Here is a 21830-nt window from a genome sequence, read left to right as displayed (position 1 = left end):
AGGTAACACGAACTTCCTGGTCTGCGATTGGTACTCGAACGTTACTCATCGAACGGGCTGTCGAGTGGAGTGTCCGATTTTCCGCTGGCACAATCGTCCGGGTCGGGCTCGAAGTGGGAAGTGGTGTGATTCATGAGGGTGTATCGCGGATTCGTACTCGCCGCGGTGGGAGTGGTTGCTTCGGTGGCAGTCCTGTCGGGATGTAGTTCTGCATCGGACGTCTCCGAACCGTCGGTGCCGATCGACTCCAACCCGATGACCGAGCTGATGAAGCCGAAGCTGACCTCCAGCGTCCTCGACGGAGCCGTCGGATTCTCGCCGGCGGACCCGGTGACCGTCTCGGTCGCCGACGGCAAGTTGTCCTCGGTGACGATGCTCAACCCGGAAGGCGTGCCGGTCTCGGGCGCGATCTCGCCCGACGGACTGTCGTGGACCAACACCGAACCGCTCGGCTACGACCGCGAATACCGCGTCCAAGCCGACGCGTACGGACTCGGGGGAGCGTCGAGCACGGTATCGAGCTTCACCACCAGCCAACCCGGCAACTTCACCAAGCCCTACGTTCTGCCGAACCCCGGCGACGTCGTCGGAATCGGTCAGCCGGTCGCGGTTCAGTTCGACGAACCGATCACCGACAAAGTGGCCGCACAGAACGCCATCACCGTCACCACCACGCCTGCCGTCGAGGGCGCGTTCTATTGGGTCAACAACAAGGAAGTTCGCTGGCGTCCGCAGAACTACTGGGCACCGGGCACCAAGGTCGACGTGGCGGTGAACGTGTACGGACGCGATCTCGGTGACGACATCTTCGGTCAGGAGAACGCCACGACGTCGTTCACGATCGGTGATGCGGTCATCGCCACCGCCGACGACAACACCAAGCAGGTGACGTTCAACGTCAACGGCCAGGATGTCATCACCATGCCGACATCCATGGGCAAGGACAGCACGCCCACCGACAACGGCGTCTACATCATCGGCGATCGCTTCGAGCATCTCGTGATGGATTCCTCGACCTACGGTGTGCCGGTGAATTCGTCCAGCGGATACCGCACCCCGGTCGACTGGGCGACGCGGATGTCCTACAGCGGCATCTTCTTCCACTCCGCACCGTGGTCGGTGGGACAGCAGGGTTACTCCAACGCCTCGCACGGGTGCCTGAACCTGAGTCCCACCAATGCGAAGTGGGTCTACGACAACACCAAGCGCGGCGACATCGTCGTCGTGAAGAACACCGTCGGTGGGACGCTGTCGGGTACCGACGGCCTCGGTGACTGGAACGTCCCGTGGGACGAGTGGAAGGCCGGGAACGCCACCACGGTCTGATCGGACCGTGGTTCGGCCGATCAGCTTCGGTCGCGGGTCTGGTACAGCGAGGGATCGATACCCAGCGTCTTCAGGTAGGCCACCGGTTCGACGCTCGAACCGTTGTTGCGCACCTCGAAGTGCAGATGCGGTCCGGTCGAGTTTCCGGTGCTGCCGACTGCGCCGAGTACATCGCCCGGTGCCACTTCGTCGCCGACCGAGACCGCGATGCTGGACTGGTGGCCGTAGTAGGTCTCGGTGTTGCCACTCTTGACCCGCACGAGCTTGCCGTAGCCGTCGCCTGCATCTCCGGCCTGAACGACGGTTCCGCCGGTGACCGCGTGGATCGGAGTTCCGCTGTCCGCAGCGAAATCGACACCCTGGTGGAACTGCGCGCCGTTGCCGGTCGGGTTGTTGCGCCCGCCGTAGCCGGAGGTGATGCGGTAGTCGCCTGCATCGATGGGCAGCACTGCTCCACCGAGCCCGACGGTCGGCGGAGCGGTCGGGAGTTCGATCTCGGGTACTTCCGCGGCGCTCGGAGCGTCCGGTGAGTCCGGTGCGGAGAGCACGTCGCTGTCGAGAACGATCGCTGCTACCTGGTTGATGAGGACGCCGGTGGCGTCCAGAACGGCCGCGAGAATCGCGGCCCGTTGCTGCGCGTCGGGCTGCGGTATCGGGATCTGGGGGAGTTCGATGGTGGGTTGAGCGGTGGCCACCGCTGGGCTGAGCAAGCCGGTTGTGCCGATGCACAGTGCTGCCGACAAGATCGAACCCGCTATGACTCTGTGCATTCTGCGACCCACGAAAAGCCTCCTCGTCTGCGTCCTCCGCGCACCTCGGATGGGTGCGCGCAGGACGTAAGAACATGTTCGGTGACGCTTCGGGGCACGCTGAACTCACGTAGCAAAAAACACATGAATCACATTGGTACTTTTCTTCCCCAAAAGTGCCATTGGTAACCGTACGTCACATTAACCCCACAAGAAACCTGAAAGTTGAATTACAACAACGTAATTCGAGGTCAGCGTGGTCGCGGCTGCACCGGAGGGCTCGTCGCTCGGGGAATGGAGACACGAAAAAGGCCGGCCTCACGAGGAGACCGGCCTTGTTCGTATGGGGTGAGCGACGGGACTCGAACCCGCGACATCCAGGATCACAACCTGGTGCTCTACCAGCTGAACTACGCCCACCATTGCACGCATCCGCAGAACCTTTTCGGGCTCTCCATCAGCAGCATCGACAATACTAGCGGGTTGAATCCCGGGTTGCTAATCCGCCCCTGACTGCGTGTCGAGATCTTGAACGACAGCTGCAATATCGCTGGTGGAAGGCCCCGGCTGCGCTACGAAGGCAGTCCGGCGGTAGTACTGCAGCTCCTTGATCGACTCCTTGATATCCGCCAGGGCGCGGTGCGCAAGGCCCTTGGGTGGCTGTCCGTAGTAGATCCGCGGGTACCACCGGCGGGCGAGTTCCTTGATCGAGCTGACGTCGATCATGCGGTAGTGGAGGTAGGTGTCGAGCGCGGTCATGTCGCGAGAGATGAAGCCGCGATCGGTGCCGATGGAGTTTCCCGCGAGGGGAACGGTCCCGGCCACCGGGACATGCTCCTTGATGTACGCCAGGACGCGCTCCTCGGCTTCCTCCAGCGTCACCGTCGACGCGCGCACCTCGTCGGTCAAGCCCGATTTGGCATGCATGTCGGTGACGACGGCAGGCATGTTCGCCAACGCGTCGTCGTCGGCATGGATGACGATGTCGACACCCTCCCCGAGGATGTTGAGCTCGCTGTCGGTCACCAGCGCCGCAATTTCGATCAGCTTGTCCTTGCTCAGGTCCAAGCCGGTCATTTCACAATCGATCCACACAAGTTTGTCCTGCACTCGCACCACACTAGTGCGAGCTGCTGTGCCACTAGGGTTTGCGGTGGCGATCGAGCCAGTTCAGCATCAGCACACGTTCATGGAGGACGCGGACATGACAGTCGACCCGACGCAGCCGGCACCCACGCTCAGCCCGGCAGAGAAGGCGAAGGCTGCCAAGGCCGCCGCCGTCGAAGCGGCACGGGTTGCCGCCGAAGCTCTGGCTGCAGCGGACGCCGCCGAAGCCGAGGCGCTCGCAGCGGAAGCCGGAAAGGCTCCGGGCTCGACCGGTAAGGCCGCCGAGATCGCCGCCGGATACGCGTCGGAGGGTGCCGCGTTGGAATTGGGAACCGTGGTGCTCGACGGCGTCACCGATCCGTCCGCTCGTATCCGAATTCCGTTGGCCACGTTGAACAGGCACGGTCTGGTGGCCGGGGCCACCGGAACCGGAAAGACGAAGACGCTGCAGGGCATTGCCGAACAGCTCTGCGCCGCAGGCGTTCCCGTGGTCATGGCCGACGTCAAAGGTGACTTGTCCGGCCTGTCGCAGCCGGGAGCGGACAACGAGAAGATCCGCAGCCGAGCGGCGGACACCGGAATTCCGGACTGGGCTCCCACCGGCCATCCGGTCGAGTTTCTCTCCCTGGGCACCGACGGAATCGGCGTCCCGGTGCGCGCCACCATCACCGCCTTCGGGCCGATTCTGCTCAGTAAGGTGTTGGGGCTGAACAACACTCAGGAATCCACTCTCGGCTTGATCTTCCACTGGGCCGATTCGCAGGGGCTCGCCCTGCTCGATCTGAAGGACCTACGGTCGGTGATCATGCACCTGACCAGCGACGAGGGCAAAGCCGATCTGAAGGGCATCGGCGGCGTCTCCTCGGCCACCGCAGGAGTGATTCTGCGCGCGCTGGTCAACCTCGAAGCGGACGGCGGCGACACCTTCTTCGGCGAGCCCGAGCTCGAGACCGAGGACCTGCTGCGCGTCGGGCCGGACGGCAGAGGCGTGATCACCTTGTTCGAGCTCGGGGCGCAGGCTTCGCGGCCGGTGATGTTCTCCACGTTCCTGATGTGGGTGCTGGCCGATCTGTTCCAGACGCTGCCCGAGGTGGGTGACGTGGACAAGCCCAAGCTGGTCTTCATCTTCGACGAGGCACACCTGCTGTTCGCCGACGCCTCGAAGGCGTTTCTGCAGCAGGTGGAGCAGACCGTCAAGCTCATCCGCTCCAAGGGTGTCGGTGTCTTCTTCTGCACGCAGCTGCCCACCGACGTCCCCAACGATGTTCTCTCGCAACTGGGGGCGCGGATTCAGCACGCCCTGCGCGCCTTCACACCCGACGATCAGAAGGCCTTGAACAAGACGGTCCGCACGTACCCCAAGACCGACGCCTACGACCTGGAGAAGGCGCTGACCTCGTTGGGTACCGGCGAAGCGATCGTGACGGTGCTCTCGGAGAAGGGTGCACCGACTCCCGTGGCGTGGACCAAGATTCGGCCGCCCCGGTCTCTGATGGACACCATCGGCAACGACGCCATCGCGGCGGCCGCGTCGTCGAGCACTCTGTCCTCGAAGTACCGAGAAACGATCGACCGCGAGTCCGCCTACGAGCGGATGAACGCGCGGGTGGCGAACGTGCCCGCCCCGGCCGAGAAGTTCGACATCCCGCCCCTGCCTGCGGATCTGCCGGATCTACCGCCGAGCGACCCGGATGGGCCGTCGGCCGCAGAGCGGATCATGGGCAACCCTGCCGTCAAGAGCTTCCTTCGATCGGCCGCCTCGGCTGCCGGACGGGAGATCTCGCGCAGCATCTTCGGAACCGGACGTCGCCGCCGACGCTGAGCTTGCTCAGTCGGGAGTGGAGCCCGCGGAACGACCAAAATTCGGGTATCAGTTGCCGAGCTTCTTGTAGAAGCTGCCGATGATCGGTGCGGAGATGCTGCGCGGGCTGTACTGGCCGGCCGCCGACATGCCCTTGCTCAGCAGACCCGGTACGACGCGCATCTTGTTCTTCTCGAGGCCCTCGAGAGACACCTTCGCGGTGTAGGCGCTGTCGATCCACAAGAAATCGGGAACCATCTTGTCGACGATCGAGGCCTCGGCCGGGTCCGGTGTCTCGGTGCGGACCGGGCCGGGAGCGAGGAGGGTGACGTTCACTCCGGTGCCGGCGAGCTCACCGCGCAGTGACTCCGAGAACGTGTTCACGAAGGCCTTGGTCGCTGCATAGGTCGCGTTGTTGGGGATGGCCATGTTGCCCGCCGCCGAGCCGGTGATCAGGATGCCGCCCGCTCCGCGACCGATCATGCCGGGCATGACCGCCAGTGTGAGGTCGTGCACCGCAACGGCATTGAGCTCGACCTGGTCGCGCTCGTACGCGGGATCGAGACCGGACAACGGCCCGAACGTTGCTATCCCTGCGTTGTTGCACAGGATCGAGATCTCGCGCTCGGACAGCTCGGTCACCAGTTCCTGTCGCTGCTCACGGTTCGACAGATCCGACTGACGCACCTCGACGGTGACGCCGTACTCTGCCGTGAGCTTTGCGGCCAACGCCTCGAGCAACTCGCCGCGTCGAGCCACCACGATCAGTGAATGACCTCGGGCGGCGAGTTCGGTGGCCAGGGCTTCACCGATTCCGGAAGAGGCTCCGGTGACGACGGCGCGGGCATCTGGGCTGGGCTTGGGCAGGCTCACGGTGAGACAGGCTAGCGGACAGATCAGATCGTGGCCGCGAGCCGGGTGCCTTGCTCGATGGCCCGCTTGGCGTCGAGCTCCGCAGCGACGTCCGCACCGCCGATGATGTGCGTCGTGGTGCCCGCGGCCTTCAGGTCGTCGACCAAGTCGCGTACCGATTCCTGGCCGGCGCAGATCACGATGGTGTCCACCTCGAGAACGCGGGGACGCTCGTGCTTGTCACCGAAGGAGATGTGCAGGCCCGCATCGTCGATCTTCTCGTAGTTGACACCCGAAAGCTGATGCACACCTTTGGCTTTCAGTGCAGCTCGATGAACCCAGCCGGTCGTCTTCGCCAGTCCTGCGCCGATGCGTCCCGGCTTGCGTTGCAGCAGATACACCTCACGCGGAGAGGGTGCGGGTACCGGAGTCGTCAACGCCCCCGGCGCGGCCTCGGGCTCGGTGACGCCCCACTCCTGCTTCCATTCCTTCAGATCCAAGGTGGGGGAGGCGTCGGTGGTGAGGAACTCGGAGATGTCGATACCGATACCGCCTGCACCGATGACCGCGACCCGATCGCCGACGGGCCTGCCGTCGCGCACCAGTTCTGCGTACGACAGGACCGAGGGGTGCTCGATGCCGGGGATACTCGGCATTCGGGGAGTGACGCCGGTGGCCAGCACCACCTCGTCGAACTCGCCTGCGACGAGTTCGACGGCGGTGGCTCGGGTGTCGAGGTGAACGGCGACGTCTGCGCTGCGAAGCGCACTGGAGAAGTACCGGATCGTTTCGGCGAACTCCTCCTTGCCGGGTATGAGTCGCGCGATTCCGAACTGTCCGCCGATCTCGTCTCTGGCCTCGAAGAGGCTGACGGCGTGTCCGCGTTCCGCGAGATTGAGCGCGGCGGCCAGGCCTGCGGGTCCGGCTCCGACGACCGCCACCTTCTTGGTCTTCTTCGTCGGCAGCAGTTGCAGGTCGATCTCGCGTCCGGCACGCGGGTTGACCAGGCACGACACCTTCTTGTGCACGAAGGCGTGGTCCAGGCAGGCCTGATTGCAGGCGATGCACGTGTTGATCCGGTCGGCGGAGTCGGTGGCGGCTTTCTCGACCCAGAACGGATCGGCCAGCATCGGCCTGGCCATCGCGATCAACTGCGCGTCGCCGCGAGCCAGAATGTTCTCGGCGATCTCGGGCATGTTGATGCGATTGGACGCGGCGACCGGGATGGACACGTGCTTCTCGAGCTTGCCGGTGATGTCCGCGAATGCGGCGCGGGGAACCGAGGTCACGATGGTCGGCACCCGCGACTCGTGCCAGCCGATATCGGTGTTGATGATGTTCGCACCCGCAGCTTCGACGTCCTCGGCCAGCGCGACGATGTCGTCCCAGCTCTGGCCTTGTTCGACCAGATCGGCCATCGACAGCCGGAACACGACGATGAAGTCGGGGCCCACGGCCGCTCGCGTCTGCCGCACGATCTCCACGACCATCCGCCGACGGTTCTTCGCCGAACCGCCCCACTCATCACGTCGCTTGTTGGTGCGCTCGGAGAGGAACTGGTTGATGAAGTAACCCTCTCCGCCCATGATCTCGACGCCGTCGTAGCCGGCGCTCTGCGCGAGCCGGGCGCAGCGTACGTAGTTGCGGATCTGCCAGCGGACGCCCCTCGATGTCAGTCGCCGCGGCCGAAAAGGATTGATGGGAGCCTTGATCGACGACGCCGACACGCTCAGCGGCTGGTAGGAGTAGCGCCCGGCATGCAGGATCTGCAGTGCGATCTTGCCGCCTTCGTCATGGACGGCAGCAGTGATCCGGCGATGCCGTCGGGCTTCGATGCGATTGGTCAGCTTGGCTCCGAACGGCAACAGCCAACCGGTGCGATTGGGGGCATAGCCCCCGGTGATGATCAGCGCGACTCCGCCCCGGGCACGCTCGGCGAAATAGGCCGCCAGGCGGCCGGTGTCGCGGGCGCGATCTTCGAGGCCGGTGTGAATCGATCCCATGATCACGCGGTTCTTCAGCGTGGTTGCGCCGACATCCAACGGAGACAACAGAATCGGATACGGGCCAGCAGTCTGCTCGGTCTTCACAGCTTCTCCAATACCTCGGTGCACCACTCGGTGAATCCTTCTTCCACGCGAATTCCGCCGCGCAGCACCAGGTATTGATGCAACGCGGTGCCGGTGAGGGCAGCGGGGGCCGGAAAGTCCTGCTTCTCGATCAGTCGATAGACGTCGAGGCGGGTGGCATGAACATCGCGATGGCGGGCGACTTCGATCTTGAGAGCATCGATGTCACCGTTGGCGGCCCCGCGGATCTTGACCGCGAGCTCCTCGCGTAGCTGCGAAGGATCGGTCGGAGCGGCGATCCAGCGATCGAGCTCCGCGCGACCCGCAGCGCTGACGGAGTAGACCTTCTTGTCCGGCCGGCCGTCCTGCGCGACTGCCTCTCCGGTGATCCACCCAGCCCCGTCCATCCGCGTCAGCGTCCGGTAGATCTGCTGATGCGTTGCGCTCCAGAAGAATCCGATCGACTTGTCGAAGCGTCGGGCGAGCTCGTACCCCGAGCCGCTGAGCTCGGTGAGGGAAACCAGAATCGCGTGTTCCAAAGCCACACCCGAGAGTATGTATGCAACACGGTGACTATGCAACTAGGTGCACCGATGAATTCGGATGCCGCGGTCTAGTGTTGGCAACCATGGGAACCCAGCCGGAGGCCGCTGTCGTCGGAGTCGCCACAACGCGTAAGCAGGTCACCGCCTGGGGGTTCTGGGACTGGGGCTCGGCCGCGTTCAACGCCGTCATTCTCACGTTCGTGTTCTCGGTGTATCTCACCGACGCCGTCGGCGACGATCTGCCCGGTTCCATCTCGGCCACCACCTGGTTCAGCTGGTCGATTGCCGTGTCCAGCGTTGTCATCGCACTACTCGCGCCGGTCTGCGGGCAGTACTTCGACGCGCGCGGCAAACGTAAGTGGCTGCTGGGGGTGTTGACCGCGCTGACGGTCGTCGCCATGGCCGGCCTGTTCTTCGTCCGAGACGACTACCACTATCTGTGGCTCGGCCTGTTGCTGCTCGGTCTCGGATCCATCATGTTCGAGCTGGCGAGCATCCCGTACAACTCGATGCTGCGGCAGGTCTCCACTCCGGCGAACATCGGCCGAGTATCCGGGTTCGGTTGGTCGATGGGCTATTTCGGCGGAATCGTACTGCTTCTCCTGTGCTACGTCGGTTTCATTGCCGGCGACGGCGACACCCGCGGAGTTCTGGGGCTGAGCACCGACGGCGGACTGAACATCCGACTCGTCGCTCTGCTCGCTGCCGTGTGGTTCGCCGTCTCGGCCATCCCGGTGATGTTCGCCGTTCCCGAGGTACCCCGCGCCGTCGCCGATCCCAACTCCGCTGAAGCCGGGTTCGCGGCCTCGTACCGTGTGCTGGTTCGCGATGTCCGGGAGCTGTGGAGTGCAGACCGTCGCGCGGTCTACTACCTGATAGCCAGTGCACTGTTCCGGGACGGATTGGCGGGGGTTTTCACCTTCGGAGCCGTACTGGCCGTCAGCGTCTACGGCATCGGTGCCGGTGACGTCCTGCTGTTCGGTGTCGCCGCCAACGTCATCGCCGGACTCGGAGCGATCGTGGCCGGGCGTTTCGACGACAGAATCGGCCCGAAGAAGGTGATCGTCTTCTCCCTCACGTGCATGATCGCGGCCGGGACGATTCTGCTGTTCGTCTCGGGACCGACGATGTTCTGGATCTTCGGGCTCATCCTGTGTCTGTTCGTCGGGCCGGCGCAGTCGTCCGCCCGCACCTTCCTGGCCCGGCTGGCTCCACCGGGACGCGAAGGTCAGTTCTTCGGACTGTTCGCCACGACGGGACGCGCCGCCTCGTTCCTCGCACCGTCCCTGTTCGGTCTGTTCGTGTGGATGTTCGACGCCGACCGCGCGGGTATCGCCGGGCTGATCATCGTCCTCGCTGCCGGCCTGCTGGCGCTGCTGAAGGTGCGGGCTCCCGAACGGGTCTAGACGGAGTCGATACGGGCCAGGATCTCGGCCGTCAGTTCCTCGGGCGCTTCTTCCGGGATCCAGTGCGAGATGCCGTCCAATTCGACGAATCTGTACGGCGCATCGACGAATTCGCCGCAGCGCTCCGCTCCCGCTCGACCGATGGCGGTGTCGCCGTTGCTCCAGACGTACGTGGTGGGCACGGTCACCGGAGGAAGGTTTGCGAACTCCTTGGTCATCGCGGCGTACCAGCTCGATGCGGCCGTCAGCGCCCCGGGGACGGTGAGATGCCGAACGTATTCGTCGTCGAGGCTGTCCGCACCGAACATCGCGCGCAGCCGCTGGGCGTCGTTCTCGACCAGAACTCGCTCGGCCTTCTCCGGTTCTCGGAGCAGACCGAAGTACGTCGACCGCTCCTGCTGATCCGGATCCTCGCGGATGGCCCAGTTGAACGCGGCCGAATGCGGGACCGACGCCGCCGTGAGAGTACGTACGCGATCCGGATGCTCGGCTGCGAGATGCCAGGCGACCACCGCACCCCAGTCGTGTCCGACCAGATGCGCCGACGGCAGCTCGAGCGTATCGAGCAATCCGAGGATGTCGCCGGTGAGATGTTCGATGCGGTAGTGCTCGACGCCGACCGGACGGGCACCGGGGGAGTAGCCCCGTTGGTTCGGGGCGATCACGCGACAACCTGCGCCGACCAAGCCGGGCGTCACCGCGGTCCACGACGCGTTGGTCTGCGGAAAGCCGTGCAGCGCAACCACCGGAACACCGTCCGGTGGTCCCGACATCTCGACCTCGAACACGTACTCGCCGACACTTAACTCGGTCATGAACATCCCTTCGCGGCCGTCTCGTTCTCGAACGGTCAAGCCCGTCGTGGTTCCCATCGGCTCATCCCGAGCATGATCATGCGGATCTGCTTCTCGGTCCGCTCGATCAGGTCCTTCTCGTTCTGACTACCCGGTCTGTCGATTTCCAACAGGCCGACCACCGCGGTAAGCATCGTAGAGACGAGCAGGTCTGCGGTCATCTCCAGATCGGCGACGTCCCACTGCTCCAGACCGGGCATGCGGGACAGGTCGATGGTCAGCTCGCTGACGAACAGTCGTAGTTCGGTGGCGAAGGCGCGGCGCACTCCGGTCACGCCGCCGTACCGTTCGCGACTGAGAAAACGGAATTGATCCTCGTGGGAGCGAACCTGGCGAACCAGGATGCCGAAGGACTCGGTGGCCGTCTTGGTGCTGGGGTTGCGCCGGGCGTCGCGCAGCATCTGTCGCAGCATCCGCATGCTGTCCTCGACGAGAGCGACGCCGAGGTCCTCCATGGAGGCGAAGTGTCGATAGAACGCGGTGGGGACGATGCCGGCGGATCGAGCGACCTCACGGAGGCTGACGCTGGCGAAAGAACGCTCGCGGAGCAGGTCCAGGGTGCCCTCGATCAGTGCTTGCCGCGTGCGCTCCTTGCGCTCGGCGCGGGTCCCCGGTTCTGTCACAACGTCCAGTTTATGGGCGCGCACTCTGTGATCTCCCTTCCGGTTCCTCCCCGGCACCCGCAGAACTGTCGATTCGCTCTGTAACGGCGGTCACATAAACGTTGACAGGTACCGGTGTCGCTCTGCCACACTCATGTTAGTGCACAATCGTTCACTGAATGGGTCGTAGGTTTCGATCCGGTAAGGGAGGATGGAATGACGCTTCAAGAACGTCCGTCGCGGGCCTCGGGTTCGCGCAAGTTCTCGCTTCTTTCCCTGTTCGAGGCCATGGCCACACCCCACGCGCTCGATCGTTACCTCGAACTCGTCGACCCGATGACGACCGTTCGTGACCTTCGCGGCGAAGTGACCGAGATACACCGGTCCACCGAAGACTCGTTGACGCTCACCATCCGTCCCACGCGTCAGTGGAAGGGTTTCAAGGCCGGCCAGTTCGTTCAGGTCGGAGTCGTCATCGACGGAGTACGTCACACCCGCTGCTACTCGCCCGCGTGCTCGCAGTACCGCAAGGACGGCCGGATCGAACTGACGATCAAGGCGCATCCCGAGGGTCTGGTGTCGCAGTACCTGCACAAGAACGCGCACGTCGGCCTGGTGGTCAGCCTGTCGCAGGCGGACGGCACGTTCGAGCTTCCTCAACCACGCCCGCCAAAGACGTTGCTGATCAGCGGTGGCAGCGGTATCACGCCGGTGCTGTCCATGCTCAGGTCGCTGCTGGACGAGGGGTACAGCAGCGACCTGACCTTCCTGCACTACGCGTTCACCGAAAACGACGTCGCGTACAAGAAGGACCTCGAGAAGATCGCCGCCGAGCACGAGAACGTGAACATCGTCTTCGCGTACACCGAGCAGAAGACGGGCGGTGACCTGCACGGGTTCTTCGGCCAGGAACATCTCGATGCGGTGGCCCCGTGGTTCGCCGAGGCCGACACCTTCCTGTGTGGACCTCCCGGACTGATGAAGAGCGTGACGTCGTACTTCGACGACGCAGGTCTCGGCGAGCGGCTGCACCTCGAGGAGTTCACACCCTCGTTCGCTACCGTCAGCGACGACGTCACCGGCACCACCACGTTCTCCGGCAGCGACGTGTCCTCGGAGAACGACGGCGAGACGCTGCTCGAACAGGCCGAAGCAGCGGGACTCTCACCGGCCAACGGCTGCCGGATGGGTATCTGCTTCACCTGCACCTCGGTGAAGAGGTCCGGCTGCACCAAGAACATCAAGACCGGTGAGACCGACACCGAATCGGACAAGAAGATCCAGCTGTGCGTGTCCGTTGCCGTGGGCGACGTCGACATCGACATCTAGATCCACCTCGAACAGCGACAACCCCAAGACCCATCTCGACCCGATCGAATTGGAGATCATCAGATGCTCGGAACGATTCTCTCGATCCTGCCCACCACCGTCCTGCCCTTCCGCCGTGACGAGACCCTGCCGGACCAGCCGACCGTGCTGACCTACGAACAGGTCGAGGAACTCGGCCGCGAACTCGACGATCTGCGCGCCCGCACCGTCGCCAAGCTCGGTGACGAGGACCGCGAATACATCTACAAGATCATCAAGGCGCAGCGCGGCCTCGAGGTCGCCGGACGCGCGTTGATGTACCTGCCCTTCCTTCCGCCTGCATGGCTCGCAGGCGTCGGTGCCCTCGGAGTGGCGAAGATTCTCGACAACATGGAGATCGGCCACAACGTCATGCACGGCCAGTACGACTGGATGCGTGAGCCCGGCCTCAACTCCGAGGTGTTCGAGTGGGACACCGTCTGCCCGGCAGACCAGTGGAAGCACTCGCACAACTACATGCACCACACGTTCACCAACATCGTCGGCATGGACCGCGACATCGGTTACGGCATCCTGCGTATGGATCAGGACCAGAAGTGGAATCCGTACTACCTCGGCAACCCGGTGTACGCGTTCCTGCTGATGACGTTCTTCGAGTGGGGCGTCATGCTGCACGACCTCGAGACGGAGAACATCGTCGCGGGCAAGCGCAAGTGGCACGACGTCAAGCCGCTGCTGCAGGGCATGTGGCGCAAGGCGGGCAAGCAGGCGCTCAAGGACTACGTGATCTTCCCCGCGCTGACCGGCCCGTTCTTCGCGTCCACCGTGGTCGGCAACGTCGCGGCCAACCTCATCCGCAACGTGTGGACCTACTCGATCATCTTCTGCGGCCACTTCCCCACCGGAGTCCAGACCTTCAGCAAGGAAGAGACCGCCGAGGAGAGCCGCGGCGAATGGTACGTGCGACAGATGCTGGGATCGGCCAACATCGAAGGAACTCCGCTGTTCCACATCATGTCGGGCAACCTCTCGCACCAGATCGAGCACCACCTGTTCCCCGATCTGCCCGCGCACCGCTACCCGCAGATTGCGCCGGAGGTCAAGGCCCTGTGTGAGAAGTACGACCTGCCCTACAACACCGGCGGCTTCTTCCACCAGATCGGCACCGTGTGGGGCAAGATCTTCAAGCTCGCCCTGCCCAACTCGCTCACGGGATCGGCGGCTCCGGCCGGTGTTATCGTCGAGCGTAAGAAGACCAGCGCAGCGTGACGACTTCGAAGGGGGCGGTCCTGTTGGTAGGAAAGTTCGAGCGCAACAAGGACACCGTGCAGGAGTTCACCGAATCGGCCGCGACTCACGTCGGCCGGATCGTGGTGATCATCGCCGGAGCTGTCCGCGACGTCACTCGTGAAATCGGTGATCTGATCACCGACGGAATCGAAATGCGTGAGGCGGCGAAGAAGGCGGAGCGTGACGCGCCGCTGGGCACCGTGATCAACGGCGAGTTCGAGACCCGCGAACGGTAAGAAGTACCGGATCCACCAGCGCCGCCCGAGCAATGCTCGGGCGGCGCTGTCGTGTGCCCACTGTCAGCGTGCGCGGAGCCGCCACAGTGACGTGGTTTCGCGTGAGCGTGCCGCGTGCAGCACGTCGGAGCTGTCGGTGACGCGCGAATGCGTCGGGGTGGTGTCGGTTCGGCCGACGACGGCCAGGCCTGCCGCGTCGATGGCGGTGAGAAGTTCTGCGCGCGTGACCAATCCGAGCAGCTCGGCGAGGTCGGACACGATCAGCCAGGCCTCACCGTTCGGCGTCAGGTGCCCGCGGAGTCGGCTGAGGAAGGACTTGAGCATTCGCGACCCGGGGTCGTACACCGCATGTTCGATGCCCGACGTGGGTTTCGTGGGAATCCACGGCGGATTGCACACGATCAGTCCCGCACGCCCGGACGGGAAGATGTCGGCCTGCACCACATCGACCCGATCGGCGAATCCGAGAGCATCGACGTTGGCTCGTGCGCACGCGATCGACCGCGGATCCTTGTCGGTCGCGACCACCGCGGTCACGCCGCGGCGGGCGAGCACTGCCGCCAGAACGCCCGAGCCGGTGCCGATGTCGAACGCTCGGTCCGTGTCCGGCAGCGGTGCGTCGGCGACGAGTTGGATGTACTCGCCGCGGACGGGGGAGAAGACGCCGTAGTGCGGGTGGATCGAGGCATCCAGCGCCGGCACGAAGACACCCTTGCGACGCCATTCGTGTGCGCCGACCATGCCGAGTAGCTCGCGCAACGACAGCACACACGGCGCGGCGTCGGGGCCGAGCGCCTCTGTTACGGCTGCACGGACGTCCGGAGCTCGGCCCAGGTCGAGTCCAAAGCTCGAATCGAGTTCCACCAGAAGCATTCCCAGCACGCGGGCACGTCTGGCTTGATGTTGACGATGCAGATGAAACTGCTCCGCAGGTGACGCGTCGGAGGTCTGTTTGGCCGCTCGTACCCGCCGGGTCATCGCCGACAGCAGCTGCCGAGCATTGTTGTAATCGCCGCGCCACAACAGAGCCTCGCCGATCGTGGCCAGCTTGTATGCCACGTCTGCCGTCGTCGAATCGTCGACGATGCGTACCGTGCGGGGTGCGGGAGCGCCGTTCTCCGACTGCCAGCGACACGTCCGCTCGCTACCGTCCTCGATCCACGTGATGCTCATGCCGTGCGCTTCGTTCACGCTGCGGTGTGCGGGTACTCCGCACTGCGATGTTGGAAGGCAAGGATATTCGGGTTCACGATGATGCCGCCCCTGATCTCGATCGAACGCTCGATGGTGGAATCGGTACTCCACGCCGAGGGGCCGTCGAGCACGATCCGAAGGTACGGCAGCAGAGATTCGCTGATTTCCCAGGTAGCAGAGTTCCACAGGTACGAGGGGCTGTGGTCGACGGCGTAGTAGCGCACGTTGTCGCCCACGGTGAACATGGGATCGGCGAACGACGTGGGCTTGGCCCACTCGAACCCCATGCCCTCGTCGCACGAGACGTCCACCACGAGGGTGCCAGGCGCGAGAGTCGGCAGGTCCTGGTTCGTCAGGAACGTCAGTGGTGAATTGGTATCCTGCAGAACGCAATTGACGATGACGTCGTGGTCGGCGAGGAAGCTCGACAGTGGTACGCGGCCGTCGGGGGTGAGGGCCCGACTCTGGCGTGGATCGGCGTCGTCGAGATCGAAGTTGACGATGTTGGCCGAGTGGATCGGCGAACTCACCGCAGTGACGCCGCGCTGGGTGAGAACGTCCACATCGTGAATGCCATGGGCATTGAGTGCAGTGACCGCACCGCGAGCGGTGGCACCGAAACCGATGACCGCAGCCCGCAACCGGCGACCGTAATCACCGGTGGACCCGATCAACTGCAGTGCGTGCAGCACCGAGCAGTAGCCGGCCAACTCGTTGTTCTTGTGGAACACATGCAGATTGAACGAGCCCTCGTGGGTCCAGTGATTCATCGCCTCGAAGGCGATCAGCGTCAGCTTGCGGTCGACGGCGATCTGGGTGAGTTCTTCGTCCTGTACGCAGTGCGGCCAGCCCCACAGTGTCTGCCCTGGGCGCAAGGATGCGAGATCCTCGGCCTGGGGCTTGGGCAACAGGATCACATCGCACTCGGCGATGAGTTGGTCGCGCGTGCGAATGCCCGCCACCTGGGTGGCCAGGTGCTCGTCCGAAATTCCGAACGGCTCGCCGTAGCCGGATTCGAGGAACATTCGGGCGCGGATATCGGCATCTATTCGATCGAAATGCAGTGGGTGAATCGGTAGTCGCCGCTCATCGGGCTTGCGCGAACGTGAGAGGACTCCGAGAGTGAGCTGATGCACGTGTGACCCTTCGTTATGCGAAGTCAACCACAGTGAGCCGAACGGACTTACGTTTCTGCTGGTCAGAGGGTGCCCCCGGCAGGATTCGAACCTGCGACCAAGGGATTAGAAGGCCCTTGCTCTATCCCCTGAGCTACGGAGGCTGGCACGTGCGGGCGGACCCGCTCGAGCACGGTTGACGAGTGTACCTTTCCGTATACGTCGATCGCGCCGGCATGGGATTGGGCGATGGTCGCAGCGGGAAAGCGGTGGTTTCGGAATCGTTCCGACCCCAGGTCGAAGGAGGTGCTGTGCACGACATCCTCGACGACGCGCTGCGCACCTGGCAGTCCGGCGACGTGGCAGCGGTCGCGACCGTGGTCCGCACCTTCGATTCCGCGCCGCGTCCGGTCGGAGCGTCCATGCTCGTCGGTTCCGACGGTGCGGTGGCCGGTTCGGTCTCCGGCGGCTGCGTCGAAGGCGCGGTCTACGAACTCGCGCAGGACGTCATGCGCACCGGGGCTCCGGTGCTCACCCGATACGGGGTATCGGACGACGATGCGTTCGCAGTCGGGCTCACCTGCGGCGGAACGCTCGACGTGTTCGTCGAAGTGCTCACCCGACAGACGTTTCCCGAATTCGAGGCCCTCGTCGCGGACGTTCGCGCCAATGTGCCCGTGGCGATGGCGACAGTCGTCGCGCATGCCGATCCGGAACGGCTCGGCCGCAGGATCGTCGTCGGAGAATCGGGCACCCGAGGCTCGCTCGGCAGCGAGCGTGCCGACGCTGCCGTGGCCGACGATGCGAAAGGGCTTCTCGCCGCAGGCCGTTCGGCTGTCCTGACCTACGGGCCCGACGGCCAGCGACGGGGCGAGGGGATGGAGGTGTTCGTCTCGAGCCACGCTCCGCCGCCGCGGATGCTGGTGTTCGGAGCCATCGATTTCGCTGCCGCGGTGGCGCAGCAGGGCGCATTCCTCGGGTACCGAGTCACGGTCTGCGACGCACGGGCCGTCTTCGCGACTCCACAGCGGTTTCCCGCAGCCGAGCAGGTCGTGGTCGCGTGGCCGCACGACTATCTGTCCGCGCAGTTCGCGGCGGGGGAGGTGGACGAGCGGACGGTCGTGTGTGTGTTGACTCACGACCCCAAATTCGACGTGCCACTGCTCGAGGTGGCGTTGCGCATCTCCTCTCTGGCATTCGTCGGCGCGATGGGATCGCGCCGAACCCATGACGACCGCATGGCTCGGTTGCGGGCTTCGGGTCTGACGGAGACAGAACTCACTCGTCTGGCCAGCCCGATCGGTCTCGATCTCGGCGCGCGCACCCCGCAGGAGACGGCCGTGTCGATCGCAGCGGAGATCATCGCCCACCGCTGGGGCGGTACCGGTGAACCGCTGCGCGCCCGAGACGGTCGCATCCATCACGACGCGACCGAGGCCGTGAGTGCGGACAAGTACGACGCTGTGTAGGACTCGCGTTTCGAGTACTCCCGATCACCTCTTACTCTGGTGGTATGGCAACACCGGATCTCGAGAAGCCCGAACCCTCGACCGCTGAACTCCCGGCGGACGATGTCCGGGCGAACGACGGTTCGACGAACGACGATCCACGGTCGACCACCACGACGGTGTTCGCCACCGCAGGCGTCATCGCCGGTGTGGTCGCCGCACTCATCGTGATGCTCTCCGCCTCCGATGCGCTGGTATTGCTCGGAATCCCGGATCCGGGCCCGGCAACCACGTACGGTCTGCCTGCGCTGAGGGCCATCGGCGAGATCGCCGCCGTCATCGCCATCGGATCCTTTCTGCTGGCCGCGTTCCTCGTACCCCCGCAGAAGAACGGGATCCTCGACGTCGACGGCTACCGCGCGGTCCGGACCGGCTCGGTGGCGTCGATCATCTGGGCCGTCTGCGCCCTGCTTCTGGTGCCCTTGACGTTGTCCGACACCTCGGGGCAGCCGTTCACCGAGGCCATCAAACCGGCGAACCTGTGGATTGCGCTCGACCAGGTGGAGATCGCCAGTGCCTGGCGCTGGACCGCCATCATGGCCGTTGTGCTCGCCATCGCGTCGCGCACGGTGTTGCGGTGGGCCTGGACGCCCGCACTGCTCGGGTTCTCCCTCGCGACGCTGCTGCCGATCGCGCTGAGCGGACACTCCTCGGCAGGCGGCTCGCACGACATCGCCACCAACAGTTTGATCCTGCATCTCGGGGCCGCGTCGTTGTGGGCGGGCGGACTGTTCGCGCTGCTGGCGCACGTTCGCAGGCGTGGTGCACACGCCGATGTCGCGGCTCGCCGATTCTCCACGATCGCCGGAGTCTGTTTCGTGGTCATGGGCATCAGCGGCGTCATCAACGCCCTGGTCCGGGTTTCGCTCGCCGACCTGTTCACCACCACCTACGGCCTGCTGATCGTGGGCAAGATCGTCGCCCTGATCGTGCTGGGCGGCTTCGGCTGGATGCAGCGCCGCCGTGCCCTACCGGCACTGATCGCCGATCCCACGGCCCGCGGGCCGCTGCTCCGGTTCGCCGGTGCCGAGGTGCTGGTCCTCGCTGCGACCATCGGGCTGGCCGTCGGGCTCGGCCGCACACCTCCGCCGGCCGAGATCGACCCCAATCTCACGACCACGGAAGCGGCACTCGGGTACAACCTCAGTGGCCCGCCGACGTTCGCGCGCATGGCGCTGGACTGGCGCTTCGATCTGATCTTCGGCACCGCGGCAATCGTCATGGCCGTGGTGTACCTGATCGGAGTCCGGCGGCTGCGGCTGCGCGGAGACGCGTGGCCCGTCGGCCGTACGGTCGCCTGGGTGCTGGGCTGCCTCACGCTGCTGATCAGCACGTCCTCGGGAATCGGTCGATATTCCACGGCCGTGTTCAGCGTGCACATGACCGGCCACATGATGCTCTCGATGCTGGCCCCCGTCCTCCTCGCGCTCGGTGGCGCGCTGACGCTGGCATTGCGGGTACTGCCTGCGGCCGGCAAGGACGGCGTCCCCGGGATGCGCGAGTGGTTGCTGATGGGCCTGCACAGTCGACTTTCGCAGTTCGTCACCCATCCGCTCGTCGCGGCGCTGATCTTCGTCGGCGGCTTCTACGTGCTCTACCTCGGCGGAATCTTCGGGGCGGTTCTGGACAGTCACGGCGCGCACCTGCTGATGAACCTGCACTTCGTGCTCAGCGGTTACCTGTTCTACTGGACCGTCATCGGAGTCGATCCGTCTCCGCGCAAGATCGCTCCGGTCACCAAACTCGCCGTCGTGTTCGGATCGCTGCCGTTCCATGCCTTCTTCGGAGTGGCTCTGATGAGCATGAACACCGTGATGGGTGGCTGGTTCTACCGGACGCTCGGGCTTGATTGGAACTCCGACCTGCTCGGGGATCAGAAGCTCGGCGGCGGTATCGCCTGGGCCACGGGCGAGGTTCCGCTGGTGCTCGTCATGCTGGCGTTGCTGATCCAATGGACCCGTAGCGACGATCGAGATGCCAGGCGCAGTGACCGCGCCGCCGAGCGCGATCACGATGCCGACCTGGCCGCGCACAACGCGATGTTCGCCGAGCTCGCCCGACGCGAACGGACCGGCGAGCAGTAGTACTCGGTCGGTTCAGCCGGTCTCGGCGATCTTGCTCAACAGTCGGTTCAGCTCGTCGCGTTCCGCGGGCTCGAGGCCGTCGAACATTTCCGACGACACCTGACGGCGCGCGTCGTCGATTCTGTCCAACAGCGCGCGGCCGGTGTCGGTCAGCTCGACCAGGACGGCTCGCCGATCGCTCGGATCCTGTTGCCGGATCACCAGGTGCGCCGCCTCGAGGGAGTCGACGATGTCGGTGGCCGATCGCGCGACGATGCGCAGGTGCTCGGCGAGATCGCGTAGTCGCACGGACTCGGGCTCGCGCGCCAACACGTGCAGGGCCCGACTCTGTGAGGGATTGAGGCCGAACGGTTCCAACGCAGTCATGTGGCTGCGCCGGATCTGCCGCGCGACGGCCATGAACTGCTCGCTCAGGTTGGGCGAGTGTCCGGTTTCCATGTACGGGATCATAGCGACGGTTGCTCACTACCTCATAGTGAGGTAGCCTCTGCATATTACTTCAGCTACCACGGAGGTCTACTTGGAAAGCCGACCCGAACGTTCTCTCCTCGCGTCCGATCCAGCACCCGTGCGCCGAGTCCTGGCTCTGTTCACGCCCTACCGCCGCAAGATCGCCGTCGTCAGCGCGATCATCGTCGTCAGCGCGATCATCGCGCTCGCGTCCCCCTTGCTTCTCCGCGAACTCCTCGATCATGCGATACCCGACCGCGATGTCACGCTCGTCAGCCTGATCGCACTCGGCATGATCGCAGTCGCAGTCGCCACCAACACTCTCGGCGTCGTGCAGACCTGGATGTCCAACGGCGTCGGTCAGCGACTCATGCACGATCTACGCGTCCAGGTCTACTCGCACCTGCAACGCCAATCCCTCGGATTCTTCGCGCGCACTCGTACCGGCGAGGTGCAATCACGCATGGCCGACCGTGATCTATGACGGCATAGCCCTTTCTCCGATAATCGTTGTTGCATAACGTCTTTCGTGGTCAGGCTTGTTTATCTCCGAACGAACCTCGGGACAGCCTACATCGAGAGCGGTGCTCTCTTTTTCGGCCAGTCGAGAATGTAATTACTCCGAGAAATGATTTCACAGAGTTTATCGAAGGTGCAGAACAGAGTTTATCGGTGTGCATCGAATTGTTTATCAGGGGAATTGTTTCGGAGCGTCTGATGGCGGGTCGTTCGAGGTACGTGCTGATCGGTCTCTGTGTTTTGCATTTCGCCTGGTCAGAGGCCTAAATAATGGTTGGACGTCCGACTTTTGCATGTTAGAGAGGCGTCCCAGCGACTCCGGGGTCGCCGTAGTGCCTGAATAACCCGTAATTCCTATTCCCCCTGCCCTTTCCCATGCCTATCTTCCGTTCCGACCTCGGCCTACCGTGCACGTGCACAAACAATGGAATGGAAAGAATGCGAATAGAGGAATGGCAATTGTTTATCAGACATTAGGCAGCGTGCAGTCAGGTGGTATTAGTCAACGCAGCAATAGGCGTCATCGCTAATGGATCACTGCATTCCCAACGTCGTTATCTTGCTGCCATTCCTGCGTTCGACATTGACGACAGGAACGCTTTAGCAGTTTGATTCTCAACGTCTATTGCAGATCGAATGCAACATCGAATGCAAGAGGCAACAGCACTGTGCAGACCATTCGAGGCAGAGGGTAGGCAGGCAGGGCAGGCACGCTATCCATACGGTGCACACCACGAGCGCTAGCCTCGGGCTTTCACGCTGGCGTGTAGGCGAGGCGTGTCAGATAGAAAGAATGTTGCTCTGAGCTGGGAGAA

19 protein-coding genes and 2 tRNA genes are annotated in these 21830 nt (G+C 64.1%); 9 read left to right on the top strand and 12 right to left on the bottom strand.

From position 1 onward, the window contains the following. The first annotated feature begins 132 nt into the window (after positions 1–132). On the top strand, positions 133–1326 hold the full coding sequence (locus R4P47_RS24250; protein ID WP_149406292.1) for an Ig-like domain-containing protein: 1194 nt from the start codon (positions 133–135) through the stop codon (positions 1324–1326). 20 nt (positions 1327–1346) lie between these two features. On the opposite strand, the gene R4P47_RS24245 is transcribed toward R4P47_RS24250, so the two are convergent. The 3 genes from R4P47_RS24245 to orn all read right to left on the bottom strand — a co-directional run bounded on the left by R4P47_RS24245 (position 1347) and on the right by orn (position 3185). Then, complete coding sequence (locus R4P47_RS24245; protein WP_317532823.1) at positions 1347–2096, bottom strand: M23 family metallopeptidase; 750 nt, start codon at positions 2094–2096, stop codon at positions 1347–1349. 323 nt (positions 2097–2419) lie between these two features. Beyond that, positions 2420–2495 (bottom strand) — tRNA-His (locus R4P47_RS24240). Between the two features lie 78 nt (positions 2496–2573). Next, the gene (gene orn, locus R4P47_RS24235; protein ID WP_317785993.1) at positions 2574–3185 is read right to left on the bottom strand and encodes an oligoribonuclease; all 612 of its coding nucleotides are present in this window, start codon (positions 3183–3185) and stop codon (positions 2574–2576) included. A 94-nt stretch (positions 3186–3279) separates the two neighbouring features. On the opposite strand from orn, the gene R4P47_RS24230 reads away from it, so the two are divergent. Then, positions 3280–5004, top strand: coding sequence for a helicase HerA-like domain-containing protein (locus R4P47_RS24230; protein ID WP_317785992.1), 1725 nt, complete (start codon positions 3280–3282; stop codon positions 5002–5004). Between the two features lie 48 nt (positions 5005–5052). Here the strand turns inward: R4P47_RS24230 and cmrA are convergent, their stop codons facing one another. From cmrA to R4P47_RS24215, 3 genes are read right to left on the bottom strand one after another with little or no spacing between them, the layout of a single operon-like run. After that, positions 5053–5856 carry a mycolate reductase gene (gene cmrA, locus R4P47_RS24225; protein WP_068050011.1) on the bottom strand — a complete coding sequence of 268 codons (804 nt, stop codon included), beginning with the start codon at positions 5854–5856 and terminating at the stop codon, positions 5053–5055. 23 nt (positions 5857–5879) lie between these two features. Then, positions 5880–7925: an NADPH-dependent 2,4-dienoyl-CoA reductase gene (locus R4P47_RS24220; protein WP_317785991.1), complete on the bottom strand. Its 2046-nt coding sequence runs from the start codon at positions 7923–7925 to the stop codon at positions 5880–5882. Further along, positions 7922–8449, bottom strand: a complete 528-nt coding sequence (locus R4P47_RS24215) for a PadR family transcriptional regulator (RefSeq protein ID WP_149406287.1) — start codon at positions 8447–8449, stop codon at positions 7922–7924. The genes R4P47_RS24220 and R4P47_RS24215 overlap by 4 nt, the downstream gene beginning before the upstream one ends. A gap of 83 nt (positions 8450–8532) precedes the next feature. Here R4P47_RS24215 and R4P47_RS24210 point away from each other — a divergent pair, with 83 nt between their 5' ends. Next, positions 8533–9855, top strand: coding sequence for an MFS transporter (locus R4P47_RS24210; RefSeq protein WP_317785990.1), 1323 nt, complete (start codon positions 8533–8535; stop codon positions 9853–9855). On the opposite strand, the gene R4P47_RS24205 is transcribed toward R4P47_RS24210, so the two are convergent. Then, positions 9852–10676: an alpha/beta hydrolase gene (locus R4P47_RS24205; protein ID WP_317785997.1), complete on the bottom strand. Its 825-nt coding sequence runs from the start codon at positions 10674–10676 to the stop codon at positions 9852–9854. The genes R4P47_RS24210 and R4P47_RS24205 overlap by 4 nt on opposite strands. A 29-nt stretch (positions 10677–10705) precedes the next feature. Further along, positions 10706–11332, bottom strand: coding sequence for a TetR family transcriptional regulator (locus R4P47_RS24200; RefSeq protein WP_149406285.1), 627 nt, complete (start codon positions 11330–11332; stop codon positions 10706–10708). A 195-nt stretch (positions 11333–11527) separates the two neighbouring features. On the opposite strand from R4P47_RS24200, the gene R4P47_RS24195 reads away from it, so the two are divergent. The 3 genes from R4P47_RS24195 to R4P47_RS24185 all read left to right on the top strand — a co-directional run bounded on the left by R4P47_RS24195 (position 11528) and on the right by R4P47_RS24185 (position 14145). Then, positions 11528–12640 (top strand): ferredoxin reductase, encoded by a 1113-nt coding sequence (locus R4P47_RS24195; RefSeq protein ID WP_317785989.1) that lies wholly within the window; start codon positions 11528–11530, stop codon positions 12638–12640. A gap of 63 nt (positions 12641–12703) precedes the next feature. Next, positions 12704–13888 carry a fatty acid desaturase family protein gene (locus R4P47_RS24190; protein WP_068050025.1) on the top strand — a complete coding sequence of 395 codons (1185 nt, stop codon included), beginning with the start codon at positions 12704–12706 and terminating at the stop codon, positions 13886–13888. Positions 13889–13911: 23 nt separating this feature from the next. Next, positions 13912–14145: a hypothetical protein gene (locus R4P47_RS24185; protein WP_032394788.1), complete on the top strand. Its 234-nt coding sequence runs from the start codon at positions 13912–13914 to the stop codon at positions 14143–14145. Between the two features lie 63 nt (positions 14146–14208). Here the strand turns inward: R4P47_RS24185 and R4P47_RS24180 are convergent, their stop codons facing one another. From R4P47_RS24180 to R4P47_RS24170, 3 genes are all read right to left on the bottom strand, one after another. Then, on the bottom strand, positions 14209–15318 hold the full coding sequence (locus tag R4P47_RS24180) for a class I SAM-dependent methyltransferase (RefSeq protein ID WP_317785988.1): 1110 nt from the start codon (positions 15316–15318) through the stop codon (positions 14209–14211). Between the two features lie 14 nt (positions 15319–15332). Beyond that, positions 15333–16475: a N(5)-(carboxyethyl)ornithine synthase gene (locus tag R4P47_RS24175; RefSeq protein ID WP_149406282.1), complete on the bottom strand. Its 1143-nt coding sequence runs from the start codon at positions 16473–16475 to the stop codon at positions 15333–15335. Between the two features lie 70 nt (positions 16476–16545). Then, positions 16546–16618, bottom strand: a tRNA-Arg gene (locus R4P47_RS24170). Positions 16619–16765: 147 nt separating this feature from the next. Here R4P47_RS24170 and R4P47_RS24165 point away from each other — a divergent pair. Continuing rightward, positions 16766–17923, top strand: a complete 1158-nt coding sequence (locus R4P47_RS24165) for an XdhC family protein (protein WP_317785987.1) — start codon at positions 16766–16768, stop codon at positions 17921–17923. 209 nt (positions 17924–18132) lie between these two features. Further along, complete coding sequence (locus tag R4P47_RS24160; RefSeq protein WP_317785996.1) at positions 18133–20046, top strand: cytochrome c oxidase assembly protein; 1914 nt, start codon at positions 18133–18135, stop codon at positions 20044–20046. Positions 20047–20058: 12 nt separating this feature from the next. Here the strand turns inward: R4P47_RS24160 and R4P47_RS24155 are convergent, their stop codons facing one another. Beyond that, complete coding sequence (locus R4P47_RS24155; RefSeq protein WP_231893809.1) at positions 20059–20484, bottom strand: MarR family winged helix-turn-helix transcriptional regulator; 426 nt, start codon at positions 20482–20484, stop codon at positions 20059–20061. Positions 20485–20614: 130 nt separating this feature from the next. Between R4P47_RS24155 and R4P47_RS24150 the strand changes: the two genes are divergently transcribed. Continuing rightward, entirely contained in the window at positions 20615–20980 is a 366-nt protein-coding gene (locus R4P47_RS24150; protein WP_411567386.1) for an ABC transporter transmembrane domain-containing protein, read from the top strand. Positions 20981–21830 lie beyond the last annotated feature (850 nt).

The organism is Rhodococcus sp. IEGM 1370, from assembly GCF_033142325.1.
In the GTDB taxonomy this organism is placed as follows: domain Bacteria; phylum Actinomycetota; class Actinomycetes; order Mycobacteriales; family Mycobacteriaceae; genus Rhodococcoides.
Note: the sequence above shows the minus strand (reverse complement) of the source record. Positions and strands in the feature narration are given on the sequence as shown.